Origin of the sequence: Phenylobacterium glaciei (genome assembly GCF_016772415.1) — a bacterium.
Classification (GTDB): domain Bacteria; phylum Pseudomonadota; class Alphaproteobacteria; order Caulobacterales; family Caulobacteraceae; genus Phenylobacterium; species Phenylobacterium glaciei.
This window is the reverse complement of sequence record NZ_JAGSGD010000001.1, coordinates 2679645-2697181: the sequence shown is the minus strand read 5'-3', so window position 1 is coordinate 2697181 and position 17537 is coordinate 2679645. Positions and strand designations below refer to the sequence as shown.

Genomic DNA, 17537 nt, shown 5'->3' with positions numbered 1-17537 from the left:
GCGTGGGCGGAGAGATCAGTGGAGGCGGCTGCCGTCCGCGATGGTCGAACCGGCGTTGGCTTCCGCATCAAAGGCGCCCTAGTCGAAGACATCCATATTCCGTCGGGCGAGCCTGGCGCGCGCCTCGGCAAGGTCTTTCACCGGGACGACATAGGTGCCGGCCAGGAGGTCGCCGAGTCTCTGGCGCCGCTTGGTGAAGTTGGCGATCAGGCCTGCCGGTATCCCGCCCAGCAGGAATGGGTTGGCTTCGATCAAGCGGGTCAGGGTGCGAACGATCACCCGCCAGATCGCCGGCCGCTGGCCCTGCGCATCGACCACGATGGTCCCACTGGCCAGCTTGCCCAGGGAACGCCCCCACACGCCTTCGGTCACCGGGAAATAGGCGAGCACGGCCAGCCCTCCGGTGATGACAGCCGCCTCATCACCGAACCGCTCCGCCGGCACGGCTGTCGCGAAGAACAGGGCGCCCATGGTCAGGAAATCGATCCAGCAGCCGAACCAGCGCCGCAGCAGGATATTCTCTGCTCGGCTGGCGGCCGATGCTCCGGCGCCCAGTTTGGAATCCGCACGGAGGTGCGGGTCGGCAGCGAGGTCGATCATAGGGCGCTCCAGCCTAGGGTAGAGCTTATCGCGCCAACTCTCGTTTTGGAAGCATGCGCCAAGGTGACGGTCACGGTAATCCCAAGGGCCGCGCCAGCACGCTGGGCCGGCCCGGGGCTTATGGCGCCTGGTGGCAGGCCGACCCCACCAACGGCTCGGTGGCCATCCTGCTGATGCACAACATGCTGGAACTGGAACAACTCACCGCCGGCTACAGCCTGGGCGGCTACGGCGCGATCATGGCGTTCCATGCGCTGGCGACGGGGTAGAGGCCTGCTTCAAGTCGCCTCTTGGCTGCCCTTCTCCCCTTGCGGGAGAAGGTGGCCCTGCGGAGCAGGGTCGGATGAGGGGTCGCTGGGCCTTTCGGGTTAGGGCGTTTCAAGGACTGCGGAGAGGGGAGCGCGACCCCTCATCCGACCGGTCTCCGACCGGCCACCTTCTCCCGCAAGGGGAGAAGGACGAATTGCGGTGACGCGGTATGAAATAGATCGTCCCCGACGCCGCAGACCTATTTCATACAGTGTCACCGTAACCCCGTAATCCTTAGACGCCGCCGGTGTAGAAGAACATGAATGGCAGGAGAGCCGCTAGAGAAACGCCTGTGGACGCCAACAGGAGCCGCGGCCACCGGCGATTTCCGTTGCAGACCCATGCGCTCGTGGTCAGCGCCATGACTACCAGTGCGGGCCATAAGACGTAGAACTCGATCTGGTCGGCGTTCGGATAACCAAGCACCCCCCGAGCGATAACGCCCTTCGTTAGGTCCCAGCCCGCCAGAAATAGGCCGAACCAAATGAGGCCCGCGAGACCTGTCAGGATGTTCGCCAAACGCATCGACCCAAGTTAGCTTAGTCGCCCGGAAACCCCACAGCAAAACGGCCCGGAGCGTGAGCTCCGGGCCGTCCTGTTGTCTGCCGTAGATCAGATCGCTTAGGCGAACTGGCCCATGGTGTTGTGGACGCCGCCGGCCTTCAGGGCCGCTTCCCCGGCGAAGTATTCCTTGTGGTCGTCGCCGAGGTCGGAGCCCGACATGTTCTGGTGCTTCACGCAGGCGATCCCTTCGCGGATCTCCTTGCGCTGGACGTTCTTCACGTAGCCCAGCATGCCCTGCGAGCCGAAGTACTCCTTGGCCAGGTTGTCCGTGGACAGGGCCGCGGTGTGATAGGTCGGCAGGGTGATCAGGTGGTGGAAGATGCCCGCGCGCTTGGCGCCATCGGCCTGGAAGGTGCGGATGCGTTCGTCGGCTTCCACGGCCAGGTCGGAGGCGTCGTAGTCCACGCTCATCAGCTTGTCGCGGTCATAGGCCGAGACGTCCTTGCCGGCCGCCTTGTAGGCGTCATAGACCTGCTGGCGGAAGTTCAGGGTCCAGTTGAAGGACGGGCTGTTGTTGTAGACCAGCTTGGCGTTGGGGATCACCGCGCGGACGCGGTCCATCATGCCGGCGATCTGCTCGACGTGGGGCTTCTCGGTTTCGATCCACAGCAGGTCGGCGCCGTTCTGCAGCGAGGTGATCGAGTCGAGGACGCAGCGGTCTTCGCCGGTGCCTTCGCGGAACTGGAACAGGTTCGACGGCAGGCGCTTCGGGCGCAGCAGCTTGCCATCGCGGTTGAGGATGACGTCGCCGTTCTTCAGGTCGCCCTGGGCCACTTCTTCGCAGTCCAGGAAGCTGTTGTACTGGTCGCCCAGGTCGCCCGGGGTGGTGGAGACGGCGATCTGCTTGGTGAGGCCGGCGCCGAGCGAGTCGGTGCGGGTGACGATGACGCCGTCTTCAACGCCCAGCTCGAGAAAGGCGTAGCGGCATGCGCGGACCTTCTGCAGGAAGTCTTCGTGCGGCACGGTGACCTTGCCGTCCTGGTGACCGCACTGCTTTTCGTCGGAGACCTGGTTTTCGATCTGCAGGGCGCAGGCGCCGGCCTCGATCATCTTCTTGGCCAGCAGGTAGGTGGCTTCGGCGTTGCCGAACCCGGCGTCGATGTCGGCGATCACCGGGACCACGTGGGTCTGGTAGTTGTCGACCGCGTCGATGATGGCCTTTTCCTTGGCCTTGTCGCCGGCCGCGCGGGCGGCGTCGAGGTCGCGGAACATGCCGCCCAGCTCACGGGCGTCGGCCTGGCGCAGGAAGGTGTAGAGCTCTTCGATCAGGGCCGGCACCGAGGTCTTCTCGTGCATCGACTGGTCGGGCAGGGGGCCGAACTCCGAGCGCAGGGCGGCGACCATCCAGCCCGACAGATAGAGGTAGCGGCGGTCGGTGGTGCCGAAGTGCTTCTTGATGGAGATCAGCTTCTGCTGGCCGATGAAGCCGTGCCAGCAGCCCAGGGACTGGGTGTACTGCGAGCTATCGGCGTCATAGGCCGCCATGTCCTTGCGCATGATGCCGGCGGTGTAGCGGGCGATTTCCAGGCCGGTCTTGAAGCGGTTCTGGACGCGCATGCGGGCCACGGATTCGGCGTCGATCGCCTCCCAGGGACCCTTCTTGGAGGAGATGAGCTGGCCCATCTGGATGATATGATCTTGGTACGCCATGGTGGCCTCGATGCCAGGAGTGAAGTTGACCGGGCCGTAGCAGAGCCGAACGCGCCTTGTGGAGTCGGTTCGAGGTCTAGCTGTCAATCTTTACAGGCCAGTCTTGTCATGATGTAATGTTGTGACAACAGGACTTGTAATTAACATGGCCGCCGAACGCCGCCTCTATGTCGGCCCCAGCCTGCGCCGCCTGCGCCGGGACCTGGGGTTGACCCAGGCCGACATGGCCGGGGACCTGGAGGTCTCGGCATCTTACGTCGCCCTGCTGGAGCGCAATCACCGGCCGCTGTCGGCCGAGATGCTGCTGCGCCTGGCCCAGACCTACAAGCTGGACATGTCGACCCTGGCCGGGACCAGCGGGGCCGACGAGACGGCAAGGCTGCAGGCGGTGCTGAAGGACCCGATGTTCGCCGACATCGACCTGCCGGCCCTGGAGACGTCGGATCTCACCGGCAATTTCCCGGGCATCACCGAGGCGCTGCTGCGGCTCTACACCACCTATCGCGAGGAGCAGCTGGCCCTGGCCGACCGGGGCGCCGAGACCCACGAGACCGGCGGGGAGGGCAGCGACGCCACCGATCCGGTCGCTGAGTCTCGCCGCTTCCTGGCCGCGCGGCGCAACAGTTTCCCGACCCTGGACGACGCCGCCGAGCGCATCGCCCAGGGCGTGGCGGGGCACGACAACCTGGTGGGCTACCTGAAGGCGCGGCACGGGCTGAAGGTGCGCCGGCTGCCGTCGGCGGTCATGGTCGGCTCGATCCGGCGGCTGGACTGGCACCGCAGGGAGATCCTGCTGGACGACGGTTTGGATACGGCCAGCCAGATGTTCCAGCTGGCCCTGCAACTGGCCTATCTGGAGATGCGCGAGGAGGTGGACGCGGTCCTGGCCGAAGGGACCTTCATCACCGACAGCGGCGAGCGGCTGACGCGCCGCGCCCTGGCCAGCTATGCGGCCGCAGCGGTGATCATGCCCTATTCGGCCTTCGCCCGGGCGGTGGAGGCGCGGCGCTACGACGTCGAGGCCCTGGCAAGGCAGTTCGGGGCCAGCTTCGAGCAGACGGCCCACCGGCTGACCACCCTGCAGAAGCCGGGGCAGGAGCGGGTTCCGTTCTTCTTCATCCGGGTCGATCCGGCCGGCAACGTCTCCAAGCGCCTGGACGGGGCGGGGTTCCCCTTCGCCCGGCACGGCGGCGGCTGTCCGCTGTGGTCGGTGCACCAGGTGTTCAAGACGCCGCGCGAGATCGTCACCCAGTGGCTGGAACTGCCCGACGGCCAGCGGTTCTTCTCCATTGCGCGGACCGTGACGGCTGGCGGCGGCTCCTTCGGCAGTCCGCGGGTGGAGCGGGCCATCGCGTTGGGCTGCGCCGCCGAGCACGCGGGCAAGCTGGTCTATACCCAGGACCAGCCGGCGGAGGCCGCGACCCCCATCGGGGTGACCTGCCGGCTGTGTCACCGCACCGAATGCACGGCCCGTTCGGCGCCCCCCATCGGGCGCCAGATCCTGCCCGACGACATCCGCCGCACCAGCCTGCCGTTCGGCTTCTCAGACAGCTGAAACTTCGGCCTTCCCTAAAATTGGGGGCTTCAAAGCCGCGCGCTTCCGTGCAGTAAAGCGCCCGACAGACGGGGCGCGTCGCCGGTGCGGCGAGCCCTTGGACGCCCAATTCGAGAGCCCGGTACGCACATGGACATCAGCCCCGCCCTGACCGTCGACGACATCCTGCACGCCTTCGTGGAGCAGGAACTGCTCACCGGAACCGGGGTAGACGCCGCGAAATTCTGGGCGGCGTTGGAGAGCATCCTGGCCGACTTCACGCCGCGCAACGCGCAGCTGCTGGCCCGCCGCGACGCCTTGCAGGACCAGATCGACGCCTGGTGGAAGGCGCGCAAGGGCAAGGATTTCAGCGTCGCCGAGGAGATCGCCTTCCTGCGCGAGATCGGCTACCTGCTGCCCGAGCCGGCGCCCTTCGAAATCTCGACCGTCAATGTCGACCCGGAGATCGCCAAGGTGGCGGGGCCGCAGCTCGTCGTGCCGGTTTCGAACGGGCGGTTTGCTCTGAACGCCGCCAACGCCCGCTGGGGCAGCCTCTATGACGCTCTCTACGGCACCGACGCCCTGGAGCCGCCGACCGGGACCAAGGGCTATGACCCGGTGCGCGGCGGCAAGGTCGTGGCCTTCGCGCGCGGCCTGCTGGACCGTGTCGCGCCGCTCGCCAAGGGGTCGCACAGCGACGCCACCAGCTATGTCGTGACAGACAAGGCCCTGGTGGTCAGCCTGGAGGACGGCTCCACCACCGGTCTGAAGGACGCCGGCCAGTTCGTCGGCTGGCGCGGGTCCGCCGAGGCGCCTGACGGCGTGCTGCTGGCCCACAACAGCCTGCACCTGGAGATCCAGATCGACCGGGCCCACAACATCGGCAAGGACGACGCGGCCGGCGTCTCCGACGTGCTGGTGGAGGCGGCGCTCACCGCCATCCAGGACTGCGAGGACTCCGTCGCCGCCGTGGACGCCGAGGACAAGGCGGGCGTCTACCGCAACTGGCTGGGCCTGATGCGCGGCGACCTGTCGGCCAGCTTCCAGAAGGGCGGCCAGACCGAGACCCGGCGCCTCGACGCCGACCGCACCTATGCTTCGCCCGCGGGCGGCGAGCTGACCCTGCGCGGCCGCAGCCTGATGCTGGTGCGCAATGTCGGCCATCACATGCTGCTGGACGCCGTGCGCTTCAACGGTGAGCCGGTGTTCGAGACCGTGGTGGACGCCCTGGTCACCGTCACCGCGGCGATGCACGACCTCAAGGGCAAGCGCCTCAACAGCCCGGCGGGCTCGGTCTATGTCGTGAAGCCCAAGATGCACGGCCCCGACGAGGTGGCCCTGGCCGTTCGCCTGTTCGACCTGGTGGAGGACGCGCTTGGCCTCGAACGCAACACCGTGAAGTTGGGCATCATGGACGAGGAGCGTCGCACCAGCGCCAACCTGGCGGCCTGCATCTACGCCGCCCGCGAGCGGATCGTGTTCATCAACACCGGCTTCCTCGACCGCACCGGCGACGAGATCCACACCGCCATGGAAGCCGGCCCGGTAGTGCGCAAGGACGCCATCAAGGCCGAGCCCTGGCTGCCGGCCTATGAGAAGCGCAACGTCGAGATCGGCCTGGCCACCGGCTTCCCCGGCAAGGCGCAGATCGGCAAAGGCATGTGGGCCGCGCCTGATCTCATGCAAGGCATGCTGGCGACCAAGGTCGGCCATCCGAAGGCCGGCGCCAATACCGCCTGGGTGCCGTCGCCGACGGCGGCCGTGCTGCACGCCCTGCACTATCACGAGGTGGACGTGCCCGGCCTGCAGGCCACCATGGCGGCGGCCAAGTCGGTCACCGGCCTGGACGACCTGCTGACCCCGCCGCTGGCGCGCTCCAACTGGAACGCCGAGGACATCACCCAGGAGCTGGACAACAACGCCCAGGGCATCCTCGGCTACGTGGTCCGCTGGATCGACCAGGGGGTGGGCTGCTCCAAGGTGCCCGACATCCACGACGTGGGCCTGATGGAGGACCGCGCCACCCTGCGGATCTCCAGCCAGCACATCGCCAACTGGCTGCACCACGGGGTCTGCACGCAAGCCCAGGTGCGCGAGACCTTCGCCCGCATGGCCAAGGTGGTGGACGGCCAGAACGCCGGCGACGCGCTCTATCAGCCGATGGCGGAAAACCCCGACAGCGTGGCCTACCAGGCGGCGCTGGAACTGGTGTTCGAGGGACGGTCGCAGCCCAACGGCTATACCGAGCACATCCTGTCGCGGCGTCGGCGGGAGCGTAAGGCGCAGTTGGCCTAGGACACCCCAACCCATTGACCGTCATCCTCGGGCTTGTCCCGAGGATCCATAGACACCGTGCTGCGGTTGGCCCGTGGCGGTGACGCCGCAACCTCTGCCGACAGGCGGAGATCATGGATCCTCGGGACAAGCCCGAGGATGACGGTGGTTGGGGGCGTTACCGGTGCTCCCCCACCAGATCCGCGATGATCGCGCGGCTTTTGGTGCGCTCCTCATCGTCCGACCCCGACAGTCCCGCCGCCACGATCAGCGCCTTCCAGATCGTCCAGCCCCGGCCGCGCGCCCAGGTTCCTTCGTCCAACGGCAGCGCCTCGCGGAACGCGGCGCGGGCCGGACCGTGCAGCAGGGTCCAGGCGATGGCGAGGTCGCAGGCGGGGTCGCCGACGCCGAGGATGCCGAAGTCGATGACGGCGCTGAGCCGTCCGTCCTTCACCAGCAGGTTGCCCGCCGCCACATCGCCGTGCAGCCAGACAGGCGGGTTGGAGCACTCGGCCGCCAGGGCCTGCTCCCAGATCGAGAGCGCCGTGGCGCCGTCGATGGTCTCCCCAAGGTCGATGATCGCCTGCCGCGTCTGGGCGTCATAGGTCGAGAGCGCGCCGCCGCGGAAGAAGTTGTGCTGGCCGGCCACCGGGCCGTCGGTCACGTCGATGGCCTGCAGCGCCGTCAGGAACGCCGCCAGGTCGCGGGCGAACTGGGACAGGTCGGCGATGCGCTCCAGGGCGGCGGTCTCGCCCTCGATCCAGCGGTAGACCGACCAGGGCCAGGGATAGCCCTCGCCAGGCGCGCCCAGGCCGACGGGCTCGGGGATCGGCAGGGGCAGTTGCGGCGCCAACCGTGGGAGCCAAGCCTGCTCCTTCTCCACCTGGGCCACATAGTGCCGCGCGCTGGGCAGCCGCACGCTCATCTCGTCGCCGAGATGGAAGGTGGTGTTGTTCTTGCCGCCAAAGACCACGGGGCGGACCGGCAGGTGGGCCCACTGCGGGAACTGGGTGGCCACCAGTCGGCGGGCGAGGTCGGCGTCGAAGGCGATACGCTTGGTCTCGGTCATCGCCCGAGGGTTCCACCTCCCGCCAAGCTTGGCGAGTGCGGCGGCATATCCGCTTCCTTTCCGCGCGCGGCATGTGTCTATGCTGCCACGCAGCGATTTGAGGGGCGGGTATGGCGAACGAACATTTTGACGTGGTGATCGTGGGCGCGGGCCTGTCGGGTATCGGCGCGGGCTATCACCTGCAGACCAACTGCCCCGACCGCTCCTACGTGATCCTGGAGGGCCGCGAGGCCATCGGCGGCACCTGGGACCTGTTCCGCTATCCGGGCATCCGGTCCGACAGCGACATGTTCACCCTGGGCTACGCCTTCAAGCCGTGGACCCAGGCCAAGGCCATCGCCGATGGGCCCTCGATCCTCAACTATGTCCGCGAGACCGCCCGCGAGCATGGGATCGACCAGCACATCCGCTTCAACACCCAGGTGAAGGGCGCAGCCTGGTCGACGGTGGACGCGGCCTGGACGGTGGAGGTGGAGAACGACGGCAAGCGGAACACCGTCACCGCCAACTTCCTCTTCCTGTGCGGCGGCTATTACAGCTACGCGGGCGGCTACACCCCGGAGTTCCCGGGGATCGAGCGGTTCAAGGGCCAGCTGGTCCACCCCCAGAAGTGGACGCCGGAGATCGACCACGCCGGCAAGAAGGTGGTGGTGATCGGCTCGGGCGCCACGGCCGTCACCCTGGTGCCGGAAATGGCCAAGACAGCGGCCCACGTCACCATGCTGCAGCGCTCGCCCACCTATGTCGTGGCCGCGCCGGCCGAGGATAAACAGGCCAACTGGCTGCGCACCAAGCTGCCGGCCAAGCTCGCCTACGCCGTCACTCGCTGGCGCAAGGTGCTGTTCGGCATGGTCTTCTACAACTACGCCCGCAAGCAGCCGGCCAAGGTGAAGGCCGGGATCATCGACATGGTCCGCCAGCAGATGGGGCCCGACTACGACGTCGCGACCCACTTCACGCCCAGCTACAATCCCTGGGACCAGCGCATCTGCCTGGTGCCGGACGCCGACCTGTTCACCGCGCTCAAGAGCGGCAAGGCCGAGGTGGTGACCGACCACATCGAGACCTTCACCGAGACCGGCATCCAGCTGAAGTCCGGCAAGGTGCTGGAGGCCGACATCGTGGTCTCGGCCACCGGCCTTGTTTTGCAGGCGATGAACGGCCTGAAGCTGCGCGTCGACGGGCGGGCCATCGATCCCGGCAAGACGCTCTCCTACAAGGGCATGATGTATTCCGACGTGCCGAACCTGGCCTCGGCCTTCGGCTATACGAACGCCTCCTGGACGCTGAAGTGCGACCTGACCTGCGAGTATGTCTGCCGCCTGCTGAACCACATGAAGAAGACCGGCAACCGCCAGGTCACGCCGCGCAACAATGATCCGAATATCGGTGAGGTCCCGTGGCTCGACTTCTCGTCGGGCTACGTCCAGCGCGCCATGGCCAGCTTCCCCAAGCAGGGAACCAAGGCGCCCTGGAAGCTGCACCAGAACTATGCCCTGGACCTGATGAACCTGCGTTTCACGAAGATCGAGGATGGGGTGCTGGAGTTCTCCAACAAGGCGGGCGCCAAGACGCGGCGGCTGGAGGCGGCTTAGGCCCGGCCCCCGGCTTCCTGCGACCCGTCCGGGGGGTTCGGCCGCGCCACACTCTCAGGCCGTTTTCGAGCCCTTGACATTCGACGGTTGAATCTCTCGATTAACTATCAGGGGGACATCATCATGCGTGGAAGCATTCAACTCATCCTTGCGGTCGGTTTACTGGCGCTAGGGGCCGCCAGCGGCGCGGCGGCGAAATGTCCGAAGCCGCGATACGCCAGCGAATTGGCCCAGGCCTCGGCCAGCGCCGAAGTTCAGGCCAAGGCGCTGCAAAATCTCTCTGATCAGGCCAAAAAGCTGCTTGGAGACAAGCCGACGCTGAACGCCAGGCTGGGGGGGCAGTACGCCGTAGCCGCCACCGGCGATCTGGCCCAGACCGCCTATACCAGCACCGTCAGCGAGATGTTCTGCTACCTGAGGGAGGCCAATGCGGGCGATCAGGCGAAGCTGTCGATGCTGGAGGATGAAGAGTACGCGCTGAACGACGAGATCAGCAGCTATTTTGATCCCGATCTCTGGCAGGTCGGCGGGATGGACGCGCGCAAGAAGCTCCGTGACAGCTTAAGGACCATGAAAGCGCGCGCACCGGTGATGAGTGACGCCGCCGTGGCCGCCGCCATTCCGGAGTTGAATTTCGACCGGGTCACAAAGCTGGACGCCCAGCTCAGCGTGAAGGTCTCCGAGAACCTCCAGGCCGGCGTCTGCGCTACCGCGGTAAAGGCGTCGATCCGACAGGTGAACCCCACGATCTTGTCGGGCCTGCAGCAGGTGCGCGGTGTGGTCATCGAATGGCTGGGGCGCAGCGATGTGCGGGCCCGGCGCACCGCCTGGGACTTCGCCAGCGCCCAAATGGGTACGGCAATTATCAGCTCCCAGGCGCCCACGGCCGTCATGCCCCTGACGCCCGCCGTCGTGAGCTGTCTCGAAAAGGCGGCGGCTACAGCTAAGGAGGAGGCACCCGCCAAGCCGAAGGCCGCTGACAAACCCGTCGCTTCTGTCGCGGATGCGCCGAAACCTGATGCGCCGAAGGTCGACACGCCCGCCGCAGACGCCGAAGCTCCGGCCAAGCCGCCGGGGGCGGCGTGAGGCTCGTCCTTCCGGCGGTGATCGCAGCCTGCCTCCTGCAAGCCTGCGCCACGCCCATCGCCTCCACTGTTCCGCGAGACCTGAAGCCCGAGGCCCGGGTGCGCCAGGCGCGCTGCGACGAGATCGCCCGCTCCTTCGAGCCCTCCATCGCGGTGGGTGGAAACTACATGGTCGCGGGTTTCAATTTCTCGCGGCAAAACCCCAACGGTGCGCGGGACCAGTACCTCGTGGCGCTGAACAGCTTCGTCCTTTCCTGCCGCCGCTGGGCCGCCTTCGAGATCGATGAGGACGGCTTCGGCGATGCTGAGCTCCGGTTTTCCAAGGTCTATTCCGCCAAGCTCGACGCCGAGGAAGTGGACGCCAAAATCACCGCCTTCGCCACCACGATGCAAAGCGCCGAAGACAACCGCCGCGCCGATGCCGAGGCGATCCAGCAGCGGGTCGCCGAATTGAAGGCTCTGGACCGCAAGCATGAGAGCGAGCGGGCCGACGATATCAGCGACATCATGGATCGGCTGACCAAGCTCGAGATCCTGATCACTGAGCGCCTCAACCCACCGCCCGGTCCGCCGGGCGAGCAGCCGGCTATCCCGGAATGGATCGTGCATTTCAGGCTGGCCGGCCAGCGCCCGGACCCCGACGAACTGCGGCGGCTGGTGACTGAGGCACCGGCGGCCCGCGACAAGCACCCCGGCTGGCGTTTCGAGGTGGCCGGCTATGCTGATGTCAGCGGTCAGCGGGGCGCGAACTACCGGTTGGGCCAGGCTAGGGCCTATGCGGTTCAGGTGGCGTTGGCCGAGGCTGGGGTGCGGGCCTGGGATGTTTCCTCTCGGGGGGCCACAGACCAGTTTGGCCCCACGGGTGTCGAAAACCGGCTGGTCCGGGTCAGGCTTCTGCCGCGCTGATCCGAACGTCTGGAGTAACGCCCATCACGACTTCAACCGCGCCTCCAACTCCTGCATCGTGCTTAGGAAGCTGGCCTCCAGGTCGACCTCGTAAAGCCGCGCCAGGGTCATGACGCTCCACAGGCAGTCGGCCAGTTCGTGGGCAAGCTTTGCTTTCGCATCCGGGATGGCGCGGACGCCCTCGGCGGCCTGGACCAGCTTGGCGAGGTCGCCGACGTCGCCCATGAAGCCCAGGACCACCTCCTCAGCTGTCCAGGGGCGACCGTAGCGGTCGGTCTCCAGCTGCGCGTAGAGCCGCCGGATCTCCCAGGCGCGGTCGTCGAGGTCCTTGAAGTCGGCCATCTCTCTCCCCGTTGTTGCGCACAGCCTATCGCGGATGACGCGATTGCGAACCTTGCCCCGCACAATGACACCGGTTACCTTGGCGAATAGACGGGTGCTCGGCCCGCGCTCCGGAAACGCCTAGACTGCCCCCATGTCCCAGTCCCTGATCCTGAATGACGACCGGCTGTTCCCCGCCGAGGCCGGGGTGCGCGCCATCGCGCGCCGGCTGTACGGGGAGGTGAAGACCCTCCCGATCATCTCGCCGCACGGGCATACCGATCCGGAATGGTTCGCCACCAACGACCCGTTCCCGAACGCCACCGAGCTGCTGCTGGCGCCCGACCACTACCTCTACCGGATGCTCTATTCTCAAGGGATTCCGCTGGAGAAGCTGGGCATCGCCTCCAAGGCCGGGCCGTCCGAGGCTGATCCGCGCGAGGCCTGGCGGCTGTTCGCCGGCGCGCAAAGCCTGTTCCGCGGCACGCCGTCCGCCATGTGGTTGAACCACGTCTTCGCGCAGGTGTTCGGCTTCACCGAGCGACTGAACGCGGAGACCGCCGACAGCTATTTCGACGTCATCAATGAGAAGCTGGCCACTGACGCCTTCCGGCCGCGGGCCCTGTTCGATCGCTTCAATATCGAGGCCCTGGCCACCACCGAGAGCCCGTCCGACAGCCTGCGGCATCACCGGGCGATCGCCGAGAGCGGCTGGGGCGGGCAGGTGATCACCGCCTATCGGCCCGATCCGGTGATCGACGCCGAGCACGAGGATTTCCAGGCCGCCCTGGAGCGGTTCGCCAATCTCTCGGGGCAGGACGTCATGTCGTGGCAGGGGTATCTGCAGGCCCACCGAATTCGCCGCGCGGCCTTCGCCGAGGCCGGCGCCACCTCTACCGACCACGGCCACCCGACGGCGGCCACCGCCGATCTCTCGCCCGGCCACGCCGAGGCTCTGTTCCGCACCATCGTGGCGGGCAAGGCCAGCCCTGCCGAGGCCGAGCTGTTCCGCGCCCAGATGCTGACCGAGATGGCGGCCATGAGCCTGGAGGACGGGCTGGTGATGCAGATCCATCCCGGCTCCTTCCGCAATCACAACCGGCAGATCTTCGAGCGCTACGGCCGCGACAAGGGCGCCGACATCCCGACCCAGACCGACTATGTGCGGGCGTTGAAGCCCCTGCTGGACCGGTTCGGCAATGAGGCGGATCTGTCGGTGATCGTCTTCACCCTGGACGAGACCAGCTATGCCCGCGAACTCGCGCCCCTGGCCGGCCACTATCCGATCCTGAAGCTGGGCCCCGCCTGGTGGTTCCACGACAGCCCCGAGGGGATGCGCCGGTTCCGCGAGCAGACCACGGAGACAGCGGGCTTCTACAACACCGTCGGCTTCAACGATGACACCCGCGCCTTCCTGTCGATTCCGGCCCGCCACGATGTCGCCCGCCGGGTGGACTGTTCGTTCCTGGCCAGGCTGGTCGCCGAGCACCGCATGGACGAGGACGAGGCGGCCGCGCTGGCCGTGGACCTCGCCTACAATCTCCCGAAACGCGCCTACAAGCTGGACCGGCCGCGTCGGAAGCTCGCGGCGTGATGGGGCCAGTCGCAGTTTCCTTCTCCCCCTGCGGGAGAAGGTGGCCGGTCGGAGACCGGTCGGATGAGGGGGCGGCATCCCCCACAAGCAAATCCACTTCGTCATCCCGGCCGCAGCGCAGCGGAGAGCCGGGACCCAGGAGCTGCATCCCGTCGCCTGGGTCCCGGATCAGCCTGACGGCTGTCCGGGATGACGTTGTCTATTCTGTGAGGGCGGCGCGACCCCTCATCCGACCCCGCTCCGCAGGGCCACCTTCTCCCCCAGGGGGAGAAGGGCGCTATTGTTCCTCAAGGACCTGATCATGTTCAAGAAAACCTATCACGCCACCCATCCGGACATGATGAAGGGCGCCGGCAATGACGACCTGCGCGACCGCTATCTGGTGCAAGACCTGTTCACTGCCGACACGGTCAGCCTGAACTACAGCCACAACGAACGTTTCGTGATCGGCGGGGCGGCCCCGGTGTCGAAGGCGGTCAAGCTGCCGGTCCAGAGCGAGCCCGCCTCGGCCGCCGGCCATCCGTTCCTGGAGCGGCGTGAACTGGGGGTGGTCAATGTCGGCGGGGCCGGCAAGATCACCGTCGACGGCCAGGCCTTCGACATGGCGCCGCGCGACGGGCTCTACATCCCGATGGGCGTGGTGGACGTGACCTTCGAGAGCAGCGACGCGGCCAACCCGGCCAAGTTCTACCTGGCCTCAACGCCGGCTCACAAGGTTTGCAAGCTGCAGCACATCGCCATCAGCCAGGCCAACCCCCTGGAGCGCGGCGAGGCGGCGACGTCGAACGAGCGGACCATCTACCAGTACATTATCCCCGGCGTCTGCGAGTCGGCCCAGCTGCTGCTGGGGGTGACCTTCCTGAAGCCCGGCAGCGTGTGGAACACCATGCCGCCGCACCTGCACGACCGCCGCTCGGAGATCTATTTCTACTTCGACCTGGCAGGGGACAATAAGGTCTTCCACTTCATGGGCGAGCCTGACGCCATGCGCCACATCGTGGTCAGCGCCGACGAGGCGGTGATCAGCCCGCCCTGGTCGATCCACATGGGGGCCGGGACCTCGAACTACGGGTTCATCTGGGCCATGGGCGGGGAGAACCTCGACTACACCGACATGAACGTCCTCGACATCTGCCAGCTGAAGTAGGGCCGATGTCTTCCCCCTTTGATCTGACCGGCAAGACGGCCATCGTCACCGGCGCCAACACCGGCCTGGGGCAGGCCATCGCCGAGGCCCTGGCCACGGCGGGCGCCGACATCGTGGCGGTGGGCCGCACGCCGCCGGTGGACACCCGCTTCGCCGTCGAGGCCCTGGGCCGCCGCTTCCACGATGTCTCGGCCGACCTCTCCACCCTGGAGCCGATCGGCCGGATCGTGGCCGAGACCGTCGAGCACTTCGGCGCGGTCGACATCCTGGTGAACAACGCCGGCATTATCCGCCGCAACGACGCCGCCCTTTTCACCGAGGACGACTGGGACGCGGTGATGGACGTCAACCTGAAGACCACCTTCTTCCTCACCCAGGCGGTGGGGCGGCGGATGATGGAGCAGGGGCGCGGCGGCAAGATCATCAACATCGCCTCGATGCTGTCCTATCAGGGCGGCATCCGGGTGCCGTCCTATGCGGCCTCCAAGAGCGGGCTGGCGGGGATCACCAAGGCCCTGGCCAACGAGTGGGCGGGCAAGGGGATCAACGTCAACGCCATCGCGCCGGGCTACTTCTCCACCAACAACACGACGGCGCTGCGGGCCGACGAGGACCGCTCGCGCGACATCCTGGCGCGAATTCCGGCCGGTCGGTGGGGGACGCCGGCCGACATCGGCGGGGCGGCGGTGTTCCTGTCGTCCTCGGCGGCCGACTACGTGCATGGCACGCTGCTGGCCGTGGATGGCGGCTGGTTAGGCCGTTAAGTCGGATAACGCGCATATATCCTGGAACGCGAGCCACCTAGTCGAGCTTCGCGCGTTGCCCCATAGCTGACGGGTACAGGTGCGGACCAGTTTTGATGATTTTCGGGGGTAGCGACGCCTTTGGGCGTCCGGGGGATGAGGCCGACAAGGCGCGGGCGACGCGCCGGCAGCTTGGCGCGTGGGTCCTGGGCATGGGCCTGGCGATCCCGGCGATCGCCAGCGCGCAGCTTGTCCAGAGCCCCACGATCGATCCCCGTGTCCTGCAGTCGGTGGCCACCGATCCGCGCCTGAAGCGCTTCTACGCCTTGCGCGGCTGGACGCCCGCCTGGACCGACGACCAGGCCAAGCAGTTCTCCCAGGCCCTCGACGGCGCCATTCGCCACGGCCTGGACGGTGGCGCCTTCCGCCCGCCCGCCGCCCGCGACGCCGTCAGCCGTGAGGCGGGCCTGACGCTGGCCGCGCTGACCTATGCCGACGCCCTGGCGCGCGGCCTGGTGGATCCCACCAAGCTTTTCAAGCTGTTCACCCTGGAGCGCCAGTTCACGGACGTGGCCCCAGGCCTGTCCCAGGCGCTGGACCGCCGCGAGCTGGGCACCTGGCTGGACAGCCTCGCGCCCAAGGATGCCGAGTACAAGGCGCTGTCGGCCGCGTATGTGGCGCTGAGGGCCCAGATCGGCCGGGCAGGGGTCTCGTCCATTCCGGAGGGCGGGGCGATCCAGCCCGGTGGCGTGGACTTCCGCGTGCCGCTGATCGCCCAGCGCCTCTATGACCTGGGCTACCTGACGGGACCGCCCATGGCGTCCCAGACCATGTCGGCGCCGATCTCCGAGGCGCTGAAGCGCATCCAGGCTGAGAACGGCATGCAGCCCACTGGCCGGGTGGGCAACACCACCATCGCCGTGCTGAACGCCGGCCCGACCGACCACGCCCGCCAACTGGTGCTGAACCTGGAGCGCCGTCGCTGGCTGCGGCGCGAGGCTCCGGCCACCCGGATCGACGTCAATACGGCCGCGGCCTTCCTCACCTACTACAAGGACGGCGCTCTCGACTGGTCGGCGCGGACGGTGGTGGGCAGCGCCAATCGCGAGACGCCCAGCCTGCAATCGGCCTTCAGCCAGCTGGTGGTCAATCCGCCCTGGAACGTGCCGGCCAAGATCGCCCGGGCCGAGATCCTACCGCGCGGCGCGGCCTATCTGCGCCGCCAGAACATGTACATCACGGGCGGCCGGGTGGTGCAGCGGGCGGGGCCGACCTCGGCGCTCGGCCTGGTGAAGTTCGACATGCAGAACCCCTACGCCATCTACCTGCACGACACCCCGTCCAAGGCCCTGTTCGCCCGCGCCGCCCGCCACCGCAGCCACGGCTGCGTGCGGGTGGAGAACGCCATCGACTTCGCCCGGCACCTGGCCGAGGAATACGGCGCGTCCGAGCGGTTCGAGGCGGTGCTGGCCTCGGGCGACACCGGGGTCGTGCCGCTGGGGACCTCGATCCCAGTGCGGCTGCTCTATCACACCGCCTTCGTCGACGATCAGGGCAAGGTGACCTACCGCTCCGACCCCTATGGCTGGGACATCACCCTGGCCACAGCGCTGGGCCTCGACCGCCCGCGCTCGACCCTGGACCCGGAAGAAGCCGCGCCGGACCCGGACACCGCGCCGCTGTAACACCCGCGCCTTGGCTGGTCAGGCCACCGGCTCCAGGTCCTTGGGCGCCGTGACGCGGCGCGTCCTGGTCTGGGCCTTGGGCTTGGGCAGCAGTCGGAACCGCGTCTGGCACCACGCGAAGTCGATGCCGATATCCAGCAGGGCGTCGGCGCGTCCGCAGGGGCAGGCGAATTCCAGGACGCCTAAGACCCGATAGGTCTCCCCGGCGACCAGGGGCACAGGCCGTCCAGAGCCGTGGTTCGGGGCGACGTTGACGCATATGACCAGATCGCCGGGGCCGACCGCGTCGCTCATGGCTTCCATCCTCCGTGCTGGGGGGAGATTAGGTGTTGATCCCAGGCTGGCAAGGGGCCCCAGCCTCGCGCAGGGGCTGGCGACGCAAGCCGGCGCTACGACTGCGCCCATTGTATTCCCTCGTCCCGGGCTGGGAAAAGGACCTTCGCGGCCCTAGCTGCCTAGGA

The 17537-nt window shown here is 67.4% G+C and carries 15 protein-coding genes and 1 pseudogene; 11 read left to right on the top strand and 5 right to left on the bottom strand.

Going from position 1 to position 17537, the window contains the following annotated elements; genetic code table 11:
* Positions 1 to 78 precede the first annotated feature (78 nt).
* The gene (locus JKL49_RS13235) at positions 79 to 600 is read right to left on the bottom strand and encodes an RDD family protein (protein WP_215341091.1); all 522 of its coding nucleotides are present in this window, start codon (positions 598 to 600) and stop codon (positions 79 to 81) included.
* Positions 601 to 653: 53 nt separating this feature from the next.
* Here JKL49_RS13235 and JKL49_RS13230 point away from each other — a divergent pair, with 53 nt between their 5' ends.
* Positions 654 to 869, top strand: coding sequence for a hypothetical protein (locus JKL49_RS13230; protein ID WP_215341090.1), 216 nt, complete (start codon positions 654 to 656; stop codon positions 867 to 869).
* 661 nt (positions 870 to 1530) lie between these two features.
* Here JKL49_RS13230 and JKL49_RS13225 read toward each other — a convergent pair.
* Positions 1531 to 3123, bottom strand: a complete 1593-nt coding sequence (locus JKL49_RS13225; RefSeq protein ID WP_215341089.1) for an isocitrate lyase — start codon at positions 3121 to 3123, stop codon at positions 1531 to 1533.
* 145 nt (positions 3124 to 3268) lie between these two features.
* Between JKL49_RS13225 and JKL49_RS13220 the strand changes: the two genes are divergently transcribed.
* Both JKL49_RS13220 and JKL49_RS13215 read left to right on the top strand, forming a co-directional pair.
* Positions 3269 to 4678: a helix-turn-helix domain-containing protein gene (locus JKL49_RS13220; RefSeq protein ID WP_215341088.1), complete on the top strand. Its 1410-nt coding sequence runs from the start codon at positions 3269 to 3271 to the stop codon at positions 4676 to 4678.
* 129 nt (positions 4679 to 4807) lie between these two features.
* Positions 4808 to 6952, top strand: coding sequence for a malate synthase G (locus JKL49_RS13215; RefSeq protein ID WP_215341087.1), 2145 nt, complete (start codon positions 4808 to 4810; stop codon positions 6950 to 6952).
* 157 nt (positions 6953 to 7109) lie between these two features.
* Here JKL49_RS13215 and JKL49_RS13210 read toward each other — a convergent pair whose 3' ends face one another.
* The gene (locus tag JKL49_RS13210; protein ID WP_215341086.1) at positions 7110 to 8000 is read right to left on the bottom strand and encodes an aminoglycoside phosphotransferase family protein; all 891 of its coding nucleotides are present in this window, start codon (positions 7998 to 8000) and stop codon (positions 7110 to 7112) included.
* A 110-nt stretch (positions 8001 to 8110) separates the two neighbouring features.
* Between JKL49_RS13210 and JKL49_RS13205 the strand changes: the two genes are divergently transcribed.
* From JKL49_RS13205 to JKL49_RS13195, 3 genes are all read left to right on the top strand, one after another.
* A complete protein-coding gene (locus tag JKL49_RS13205) occupies positions 8111 to 9595 on the top strand; it encodes a flavin-containing monooxygenase (RefSeq protein WP_215341085.1) in 1485 nt (494 codons plus the stop codon).
* 87 nt (positions 9596 to 9682) lie between these two features.
* Positions 9683 to 10681, top strand: coding sequence for a hypothetical protein (locus JKL49_RS13200; RefSeq protein ID WP_215341084.1), 999 nt, complete (start codon positions 9683 to 9685; stop codon positions 10679 to 10681).
* A 98-nt stretch (positions 10682 to 10779) separates the two neighbouring features.
* Positions 10780 to 11586, top strand: coding sequence for an OmpA family protein (locus tag JKL49_RS13195; protein WP_215341083.1), 807 nt, complete (start codon positions 10780 to 10782; stop codon positions 11584 to 11586).
* Between the two features lie 24 nt (positions 11587 to 11610).
* Here JKL49_RS13195 and JKL49_RS13190 read toward each other — a convergent pair whose 3' ends face one another.
* On the bottom strand, positions 11611 to 11928 hold the full coding sequence (locus JKL49_RS13190; protein WP_215341082.1) for a MazG nucleotide pyrophosphohydrolase domain-containing protein: 318 nt from the start codon (positions 11926 to 11928) through the stop codon (positions 11611 to 11613).
* 133 nt (positions 11929 to 12061) lie between these two features.
* Here JKL49_RS13190 and uxaC point away from each other — a divergent pair, with 133 nt between their 5' ends.
* The 5 genes and pseudogenes from uxaC (at position 12062) to JKL49_RS13170 (ending at position 17076) form a co-directional block, all read left to right on the top strand.
* A complete protein-coding gene (uxaC, locus tag JKL49_RS13185) occupies positions 12062 to 13501 on the top strand; it encodes a glucuronate isomerase (protein WP_215341081.1) in 1440 nt (479 codons plus the stop codon).
* A gap of 102 nt (positions 13502 to 13603) precedes the next feature.
* A pseudogene (locus JKL49_RS21030) lies at positions 13604 to 13704 on the top strand (hypothetical protein); the annotation flags it as partial.
* Between the two features lie 98 nt (positions 13705 to 13802).
* Positions 13803 to 14648, top strand: coding sequence for a 5-dehydro-4-deoxy-D-glucuronate isomerase (gene kduI, locus JKL49_RS13180; protein ID WP_215341078.1), 846 nt, complete (start codon positions 13803 to 13805; stop codon positions 14646 to 14648).
* 5 nt (positions 14649 to 14653) lie between these two features.
* Positions 14654 to 15412 carry a 2-dehydro-3-deoxy-D-gluconate 5-dehydrogenase KduD gene (gene kduD / locus JKL49_RS13175; RefSeq protein ID WP_215341076.1) on the top strand — a complete coding sequence of 253 codons (759 nt, stop codon included), beginning with the start codon at positions 14654 to 14656 and terminating at the stop codon, positions 15410 to 15412.
* Between the two features lie 95 nt (positions 15413 to 15507).
* Positions 15508 to 17076 (top strand): L,D-transpeptidase family protein, encoded by a 1569-nt coding sequence (locus JKL49_RS13170; protein WP_215341074.1) that lies wholly within the window; start codon positions 15508 to 15510, stop codon positions 17074 to 17076.
* 18 nt (positions 17077 to 17094) lie between these two features.
* On the opposite strand, the gene JKL49_RS13165 is transcribed toward JKL49_RS13170, so the two are convergent.
* The gene (locus JKL49_RS13165; protein WP_215341070.1) at positions 17095 to 17370 is read right to left on the bottom strand and encodes a hypothetical protein; all 276 of its coding nucleotides are present in this window, start codon (positions 17368 to 17370) and stop codon (positions 17095 to 17097) included.
* Between the last annotated feature and the right edge of the window lie 167 nt (positions 17371 to 17537).

Excerpts from the sequence above, each read along its gene's own strand:
- JKL49_RS13235 (WP_215341091.1), bottom strand. The coding sequence starts at position 600 with ATGATCGACCTCGCTGCCGACCCGCACCTCCGTGCGGATTCCAAACTG.
- JKL49_RS13165 (WP_215341070.1), bottom strand. The coding sequence starts at position 17,370 with ATGAGCGACGCGGTCGGCCCCGGCGATCTGGTCATATGCGTCAACGTC.
- uxaC (WP_215341081.1), top strand. The coding sequence starts at position 12,062 with ATGTCCCAGTCCCTGATCCTGAATGACGACCGGCTGTTCCCCGCCGAG.
- JKL49_RS13170 (WP_215341074.1), top strand. The coding sequence starts at position 15,508 with ATGATTTTCGGGGGTAGCGACGCCTTTGGGCGTCCGGGGGATGAGGCC.
- JKL49_RS13230 (WP_215341090.1), top strand. The coding sequence starts at position 654 with ATGCGCCAAGGTGACGGTCACGGTAATCCCAAGGGCCGCGCCAGCACG.
- JKL49_RS13215 (WP_215341087.1), top strand. The coding sequence starts at position 4,808 with ATGGACATCAGCCCCGCCCTGACCGTCGACGACATCCTGCACGCCTTC.
- kduI (WP_215341078.1), top strand. The coding sequence starts at position 13,803 with ATGTTCAAGAAAACCTATCACGCCACCCATCCGGACATGATGAAGGGC.
- JKL49_RS13225 (WP_215341089.1), bottom strand. The coding sequence starts at position 3,123 with ATGGCGTACCAAGATCATATCATCCAGATGGGCCAGCTCATCTCCTCC.
- JKL49_RS13220 (WP_215341088.1), top strand. The coding sequence starts at position 3,269 with ATGGCCGCCGAACGCCGCCTCTATGTCGGCCCCAGCCTGCGCCGCCTG.
- JKL49_RS13210 (WP_215341086.1), bottom strand. The coding sequence starts at position 8,000 with ATGACCGAGACCAAGCGTATCGCCTTCGACGCCGACCTCGCCCGCCGA.
- kduD (WP_215341076.1), top strand. The coding sequence starts at position 14,654 with ATGTCTTCCCCCTTTGATCTGACCGGCAAGACGGCCATCGTCACCGGC.
- JKL49_RS13205 (WP_215341085.1), top strand. The coding sequence starts at position 8,111 with ATGGCGAACGAACATTTTGACGTGGTGATCGTGGGCGCGGGCCTGTCG.
- JKL49_RS13190 (WP_215341082.1), bottom strand. The coding sequence starts at position 11,928 with ATGGCCGACTTCAAGGACCTCGACGACCGCGCCTGGGAGATCCGGCGG.